The 5,728-nt window shown below is 42.3% G+C and carries 6 protein-coding genes and 1 pseudogene; all 7 read right to left on the bottom strand.

Translation table 11 applies throughout. The features are described from left to right. Nucleotides 1-268: 268 nt before the first annotated feature. The 7 genes and pseudogenes from ACI3UA_RS09875 to guaA all read right to left on the bottom strand — a co-directional run bounded on the left by ACI3UA_RS09875 (nt 269) and on the right by guaA (nt 5,588). Nucleotides 269-781: a hypothetical protein gene (locus ACI3UA_RS09875; RefSeq protein WP_439724646.1), complete on the bottom strand. Its 513-nt coding sequence runs from the start codon at nt 779-781 to the stop codon at nt 269-271. A 143-nt stretch (nt 782-924) separates the two neighbouring features. Next, nucleotides 925-1,254: pseudogene (locus ACI3UA_RS09870) on the bottom strand (helix-turn-helix domain-containing protein); the annotation flags it as partial. Nucleotides 1,255-1,356: 102 nt separating this feature from the next. Then, nucleotides 1,357-1,674 carry a multidrug transporter gene (locus tag ACI3UA_RS09865; protein ID WP_439724645.1) on the bottom strand — a complete coding sequence of 106 codons (318 nt, stop codon included), beginning with the start codon at nt 1,672-1,674 and terminating at the stop codon, nt 1,357-1,359. Between the two features lie 56 nt (nt 1,675-1,730). Continuing rightward, a complete protein-coding gene (locus ACI3UA_RS09860; protein WP_439724644.1) occupies nt 1,731-2,051 on the bottom strand; it encodes a hypothetical protein in 321 nt (106 codons plus the stop codon). A gap of 88 nt (nt 2,052-2,139) precedes the next feature. Further along, complete coding sequence (locus ACI3UA_RS09855; protein ID WP_439724643.1) at nt 2,140-3,015, bottom strand: NgoMIV family type II restriction endonuclease; 876 nt, start codon at nt 3,013-3,015, stop codon at nt 2,140-2,142. After that, nucleotides 2,963-3,955, bottom strand: a complete 993-nt coding sequence (locus ACI3UA_RS09850; RefSeq protein ID WP_439724642.1) for a DNA cytosine methyltransferase — start codon at nt 3,953-3,955, stop codon at nt 2,963-2,965. Before ACI3UA_RS09850 ends, ACI3UA_RS09855 begins: the two co-directional genes overlap by 53 nt. A 97-nt stretch (nt 3,956-4,052) precedes the next feature. Then, the gene (gene guaA / locus ACI3UA_RS09845; RefSeq protein ID WP_439724647.1) at nt 4,053-5,588 is read right to left on the bottom strand and encodes a glutamine-hydrolyzing GMP synthase; all 1,536 of its coding nucleotides are present in this window, start codon (nt 5,586-5,588) and stop codon (nt 4,053-4,055) included. Between the last annotated feature and the right edge of the window lie 140 nt (nt 5,589-5,728).

Genomic DNA, 5,728 nt, shown 5'->3' with positions numbered 1-5,728 from the left:
CACTTATCGGCGCAAGCTCACTTTCCCGTGGAACAACCACCTGAATACCGCTCTTTATAAACGGCGCTAACCAAACCAAGCTTCCTCATAACATCATTCCTGCCTTTACATTGGATTTCTACATAAAATGCAAATTTCACTTTTTTGTAACTTTAAAACAACTACAAAAAATACATCTTAACTATCAATTATTATTACAATCAAGGCATTCATATACCCCTGCTTCTCGAACTACATTCCAATTCCTTTAAAAGTAAAAACTACGTTACTATAATCTTTTAACTGATATTATATGATATTCCCACACAAATTCTATTGGTACTTTCTTTTTATGTACTTCACAATCCGATGACCTTGCCCAGTTATTAGGAATATATCGTTCAAATTTTCTATTCCATATCTTTTCTATTGTTTTATACCTTCCTTTATTCACAAGTTTAGGACAAATTATAAATTTTTTACCCATATATCCTTGTGCCCTCTGTTTGGCTATATCCTCATTTGCTGTTTTCCATGTAATATATCTCTTATCTTCAATGCTAGCCTCTTTGGGATATATAGGTCTCGTTTTTCTTGGAAAAAGTTCTACTGTTATACTTGAAAAATCCCATTTGTCATATTTATTTTTATCCCCAGAAGTACTAATTACATCGATCCACATTCCTGATGTATCAATAGATCTAACAATGTCTCTTACAATAAAAACAGCTGCTGAGTCTCCATTTTCAACATAACTTATATATGCAGAATCATACTTTATTTTATTTTTTTTATTCATCAAAACATCATCCTCCTCACCAATTACACGGAAACTTAATAGTCCCACAAATTCAAATCAGTCGAACTCTTGCATTTTACTCCATTTAGTATATCATATTTCCAATTATTACGCATTTTTAATTGATAATGTGTAATAATTTATATGACTTGCTCTACCATCCATTGAATGAATGGTTCGCAATCGTCATAGTAAATTTTTAGCGATCTCCTAGAGCGTTTCCGGTGTTCTGTATAGGTTTTCTGCCCACGCTTGGCTGTATACTGTGGTCTACGCCCACGATTGCTTTTGGGATTAGGCGTTCCACGTCGAATTTCGTAGTATATGGTCGTGTGTGCACAGCCTACGATAGCAGCAATATCACGCAGAGAATATCCTTGATGGTGAAGTGCCTGAATTATCCCCCTTTCATCCAAAGTTAAGTGCTTTCCTGGTTTACGTGAAGTCTCAATTGTGTTAGAATGGGATTGTTCCATAGTGATTATTCCTTTGTTGATGATTTTTGGCAAAACCATTTTAACACGGGTAGTCACTATGGATTTTTATTTTTTGATTAACTGTTCAAGTTCATTATACAATCAACGCCTTAAAAAAAATTGGATATCTTCTTGTAAATCTTCACTAAAATCTTTTAAATCCTCCATTGTTATCACATTAGAATTAATTAAATGCAATATATCACATAGCATAGACGATTTTTGAACATCTATCAACACACCTAGATGCTTTTTATCTTTTTTTATTCTCCTTTCAAGCTCCCAAAACTTCTCAGATGCAGTGCAATCACCGGACAAGCAGAGTGCATATCCTTTTATCAGCTGTTCTATGTATCGCTCTTGCCAATCACCTATCTTTTCCCGATATTTTTTCCAATCGCCCTTTGAAATATCGTGCATAAATTATGCTTCCCTATATAATCTCTTTCTTTTATCGTGGGTAATTTAAATACACCTTAATCATCGAAAATTCCTACTTCCCCCACCGGCACAAAGTCTTTTGAACGCCAATCGGTTCTATCTGCTCTTCTAATCCCCATATGATATGCAAACTCCTTGCCACAGATTATACATCTAAATGACTGAGGCACAAAAACCGGTGCTTCCATTAGAAACGTCTCTAAATCCGATACATCTGGGTGCTCGGCATACCAAGCATCCAGCTTTTCCTCATACTCCAGTGGTATTCTCCTGCGCCACCATATATGCTCCTCACCACAATGAAGACATGCCGGATTCATTTTGTACACATGCTTTGACATTTTTTCTTCAGACATTTTGCTCGCTCCTGATAAGACAATAATAGTCTCTCCATATCTTCTTTTACTTTAGCCACATCATCGTAACCAATAGCTTCTACAAAACCTACACCGCTAAATCCAACGGCAAATCCGAAATATCTTTCAGCCTTTTCCCCTGTACAAGTGTTTCTAGTATTTCTCTTGCATCCTCCGAACCTACTTCATTGACAGCCTCTATCAGTTCATACAGTGCAAAATGATATACACAATCAATATCCCCAGTTCCTAATGCCAGGGATGCCAATCTATTGGGCATAGGTTCTGCTGTCACCACAACTATATGCGGCAAATGACCTTTTCTATTTCTAATTAAGTTCAATGCCTCTGTACGACTATTTTGTGCCCTATCACTGCGCATTGTATATTTTGCTGATACACTGGCATGAAGTAATGGCTTGCCGCCATTAGATTTTCTTATATCAGACATTTTGCAAATATCATCATTCACTATGCATTGCCCCGCATTAATTTCTTCATCTTCACAAAGGCTACGATAAATGACCACATCTGGCGCAACCATATAATCATTACCTAATGCGGCCGCCAGCTGTGCATTCTCCGACGTTAATGCATATAAATAAGCCAAATGCTCATACTGCTCAAAATCACTCGTTTTTAACCTGTTATTGTTGCCAAGCTGCAGTATCGACCACTGACCTGGACGAAGATTTTGCAAGCGCGGAAACGTTTCCTGCAAAAATTCCATTGTCAGCAACTCAAACTGCTTCCCAAGTGTTTGCCCGGAAATTTTATCAACAGTATTGACTATATAATCATATTCACGCATCAAGATATCAATAATTTTACCAGCTATGGCTTTCGAGCCTCTGCTACTGGTATCAGCATTAGATGCCACCCCAGCTTTAGTCAATGTTAACGTATTCGTTTCAAACAATCTCTCGTAAAAGTGATTCCGTGCTTCCGCTATTAATGCATTCATACTCCAAGCACTCCTTTATTTTTTCTCCAACAGCTTTTGCTACTGGTGGTGGAAATGCATTTCCAATCATTCGGCAAGCTGCCGTTTTCTTTTCTCCAAATGTCCATGTATCTGGAAATCCCTGTATTCTTGCCATCATCCTGCTGGTAAGACGAGGCATGCCTTCAAAATCACGTTCTGGTGCTGTATTAGCTACACCTCTACCATCCACTCCAAGTTCAGCCCATGCATTCCTTGCTCTTACCGGCCCTAAATCAGGCCCTCCATGCTTTTTAGAACCGCCAACTAATGTTGGTGCTATTTTATTAGCCCCTTTTGCCCATTTTTTTGCAAATTCCCATTTATTTTCCGCCATTAAATCATATAGGACATCTCCCACCGTAGGTGTATTTTCAGAATGACCTTCTGGATACTCAAACACTCCACATTCACCTTTTCGTATACCAACAATTACAACACGCGGTCGCAGTTGCGGAACTCCGTAATCAGATGAATTCAAAAGCCTTACATAAACAGAATACCCCAGCTTCTCTATAGATTTAAATATATAGTTTCTATATTCATCAAAACCTGCATCTAAAAAGCCTCTGACATTTTCCAACATGACAGCTCTTGGTTTTATTTCTTTAATCAACCGAATTGCTTCTGGAAAAAGATCCCTTTCATCATCCTTTCCTAACTGTTTCCCCGCTATGGAAAACGGTGGACAAGGCACACCCCCAGCCAGCAAATCTACTCCCTCATAGGGCTTTCCATTGAAATTCCTGACATCTTTACAGATAACATTCCATTCCGGTCTATTCAGTTTCAATACGTTACAATATTCTTCCTCGTATTCTATAAGTGCAACATGAACAAATCCTGCCAATGCCAACCCTAGTGCCTGACCTCCAGCACCAGCACAAATCTCAACACAAGTCAGCGGTCTTCGCAAGCCCATACCCCCTTCACAATTATTTTACAATAATTGAAAATCCGTCACGAGAAATGCGACAGTTAATCAAAAAAGATTAGCTGCCGCATACATTATCATCTATCTATTCAAACTCAATTGTCGCAGGCGGTTTGCTGGTGCAATCATACATTACACGGTTTACGCCTTTAACCTCATTTACAATGCGGTTAGTTACCTTATGAAGCACTTCCCACGGAAGCTGGGCACTCTCAGCGGTCATGAAGTCGCTGGTCATAACGGCACGCAGGGCAATAGCATAGTCATAGGTGCGGAAATCACCCATAACGCCTACGGAGCGCATATTGGTGAGGGCAGCGAAATACTGGCCCAGATTCTTGTCCACACCGGCAGCGGCCACTTCCTCGCGATAGATGGCATCCGCCTCCTGCACAATCTTTACCTTTTCGGCAGTCACCTCACCGATAATACGAATACCCAGGCCAGGGCCAGGGAACGGCTGACGGTTCACCAGATAATCAGGAATGCCCAGCTCGCGGCCGGCCTTCCTCACCTCATCCTTGAACAGCAGGCGCAAAGGCTCCACAATCTCCTTGAAATCCACATAATCAGGCAGGCCGCCTACATTGTGATGGGACTTGATTACCGCTGACTTGCCCAGTCCGCTCTCGATAACATCCGGATAGATTGTGCCCTGCACCAAAAAGTCCACAGCACCAATCTTCTTGGCTTCTTCCTCAAAGACGCGGATGAATTCCTCGCCGATAATCTTGCGCTTCTGCTCCGGCTCGATTACGCCCTTGAGCTTTTCATAGAAACGCTCCTGCACATTGACACGGATAAAATTCAAATCATACGGGCCGTCAGGACCGAATACTGCCTCAACCTGATCCCCCTCATCCTTGCGCAGAAGGCCGTGATCGACGAATACGCAGGTCAGCTGCTTGCCGATGGCCTTGGACATGAGTACAGCCGCTACAGAGGAATCCACGCCACCGGACAGGGCACAGAGAGCCTTGCCATCGCCGATTTTTTCCTTCAGCTGCTGAATAGTGGTTTCCACAAAGGAATCCATGCGCCAGTCACCAGTACACTTGCAGACGTTGTACACGAAGTTGCTGAGCATCTTCGTTCCTTCCACAGTGTGCAGTACCTCCGGATGGAACTGCACCGCATACAGCCCCTCAGCCTCGTTCTCCATAGCCGCCACAGGGCAGACAGGAGTATCAGCAGTAATGGCGAACCCCTCCGGAGCTTTAGATATATAGTCAGTGTGGCTCATCCAGCAGACAGTATTGGCAGACACGCCCTCGAACAGCTTGGAGCCGGTTGCCTTGATGCACACATCAGTCTTGCCATACTCGCTGACAGGAGCAGTTTCCACCTTGCCGCCCAGCAGATGCGCCATCAGCTGGGAGCCGTAGCAGATACCCAGCACAGGCACACCCAGCTTGAATACCTCGGTACTGATAGTTGCAGAATCAGATGTATATACGCTGTTAGGGCCACCGGTAAAAATGATGCCCTTCAGGTTCTTCATGGCCTTGATTTTCTCAAGGCTGAGAGTATTTGGATGCACCTCGCAATAAACGTTGCACTCGCGCACACGGCGGGCAATCAGCTGGTTGTACTGGCCACCAAAATCCAGGACAATAATCATTTCATTTGTCACTATTTATGCTCCTCCTCAATCCACACAAATCATTCACGGGTTGTCTGCTTGCACAAAATCCCCACAGGTTATCTACTTGCACAAATCATGTCACGCAGTGCTTTCCTGCTCACCCAAAGCAAGCACAA

This window comes from Anaerovibrio sp. (assembly GCF_051866355.1).
Classification (GTDB): domain Bacteria; phylum Bacillota; class Negativicutes; order Selenomonadales; family Selenomonadaceae; genus Anaerovibrio.
This window is presented reverse-complemented; position numbering and strand designations above follow the sequence as displayed.

Coding starts and splice junctions, on each gene's coding strand:
- ACI3UA_RS09865 (WP_439724645.1), bottom strand. CDS start 1,674: ATGCACGATATTTCAAAGGGCGATTGGAAAAAATATCGGGAAAAGATA.
- ACI3UA_RS09860 (WP_439724644.1), bottom strand. CDS start 2,051: ATGTCTGAAGAAAAAATGTCAAAGCATGTGTACAAAATGAATCCGGCA.
- ACI3UA_RS09855 (WP_439724643.1), bottom strand. CDS start 3,015: ATGAATGCATTAATAGCGGAAGCACGGAATCACTTTTACGAGAGATTG.
- ACI3UA_RS09850 (WP_439724642.1), bottom strand. CDS start 3,955: ATGGGCTTGCGAAGACCGCTGACTTGTGTTGAGATTTGTGCTGGTGCT.
- guaA (WP_439724647.1), bottom strand. CDS start 5,588: ATGATTATTGTCCTGGATTTTGGTGGCCAGTACAACCAGCTGATTGCC.